The organism is Andreesenia angusta, assembly GCF_001855385.1.
Classification (GTDB): domain Bacteria; phylum Bacillota; class Clostridia; order Tissierellales; family Gottschalkiaceae; genus Andreesenia; species Andreesenia angusta.
The window spans coordinates 1-1359 of record NZ_MKIE01000033.1; the positions used below are offsets into that span (position 1 = coordinate 1).

Annotated in this window: 2 protein-coding genes; both read right to left on the reverse strand. The window is 45.4% G+C overall.

Annotation, left to right across the window (positions count from 1 at the left end):
- Nucleotides 1-938, reverse strand: a 938-nt coding sequence (locus EUAN_RS12055; RefSeq protein ID WP_211266371.1) for a (2Fe-2S) ferredoxin domain-containing protein, incomplete at its 3' end; no start/stop codon positions are given.
- Between the two features lie 34 nt (nt 939-972).
- A partial coding sequence (locus EUAN_RS12060; RefSeq protein WP_071064845.1) for an NADH-quinone oxidoreductase subunit NuoE family protein occupies nt 973-1359 on the reverse strand: 387 nt, incomplete at its 5' end.

Genomic DNA, 1359 nt, shown 5'->3' on the forward strand with positions numbered 1-1359 from the left:
ACGAAAGCTCCTGCTCCTAGTCTTATCTCTAGGTCGAAGTTGAATCCTGTTCCGAAGATGTTCTTCCCTAGAACTCCCATCTCTTTTGCCTGGTCTATAGCTATCTGAAGTCTCTGAACCGCTATAGGGTACTCAGCTCTTACGTATACGTATCCCTGGTCTGCTCCTATTGCGTATCCAGCTAATTCCATAGCCTCTATTACAGCATTAGGGTCTCCCTCTAGTATACTTCTGTCCATGAACGCTCCTGGGTCTCCCTCGTCAGCGTTGCAAAGCACGTACTTCTGGCTTCCTTCTGCCTTGGCTGTAAACTCCCACTTAAGTCCTGCTGGGAATCCACCGCCCCCTCTTCCTCTTAGGCCAGAGTCCTTCATAGTCGCAAGCACGTCTTCTGGAGTCATCTCTGTAAGCGCCTTGTGTAGAGCCTGGTATCCGTCGTAAGCTATATACTCTTCTATTACTTCAGGGTTTATAACTCCACAGTTTCTAAGTGCTACCCTCTTCTGCTTGGCGTAGAATGCCACTTCGTTAAGAGACTTTATCTTGTCGTCCTCTATAGCCCCTGGGTAAAGTATGTCTTTTACTATCTCGCCTTTGATTATATCTTCGTCTATTATTCTCTCCACGTCGTCTAGCTTTACGTGGCTGTAGAAAGTTCCCTCTGGATATACAACTACTATAGGACCTGCCTCACAAAGTCCGAAACATCCAACTCTTACTACTGTAACCTCGTCTTTAAGCTTCTTCTCTGAAAGTATCTCGTCAAGCTTAGCCTCTATCTTGTCTGATTTAGAAGAAGTACATCCTGTACCACGGCAGATAAGTATCTGCTTTCTGTAAGTGCTGTTTACTCCTGCTAAGTCGAACTCGCTCTCTCTCAGTGCCATACTAGGTAGAGTTTCTTCTTTAATCTTCTTTAAGTCGTTGATCGTTATCATCTAATAGTACACCCCTAACTTTTTATTTTGTCTATTATTGGTACTGCGCCAGTATATCTTTAACGTCTGAAGCCTTAAGTCTTCCGTAAACCTCTCCGTTCACGTCCATAACCGGTGCAAGACCGCATGCTCCGATACATCTTGTAGCTGTAAGAGAGTATTTTCCGTCCGGAGTAGTTCCCTCAACTGCCACTCCAGTCTGTCTCTTTATCTCGTCTATTATGTCCTGAGCTCCCTTTACGTAGCAAGCTGTTCCAAGACAAACTCCCATCTGGTACTTGCCTTTAGGCACAAGCGTGAACTGCGAGTAGAAAGTCACAACTCCGTACACCTCTGCTAGTGGTACAGAAAGACCCTCAGATATCTTTCTCTGAACCTCTATAGGAAGGTATCCAAAAAGGCTCTGCGCCTTGTGAAGCAC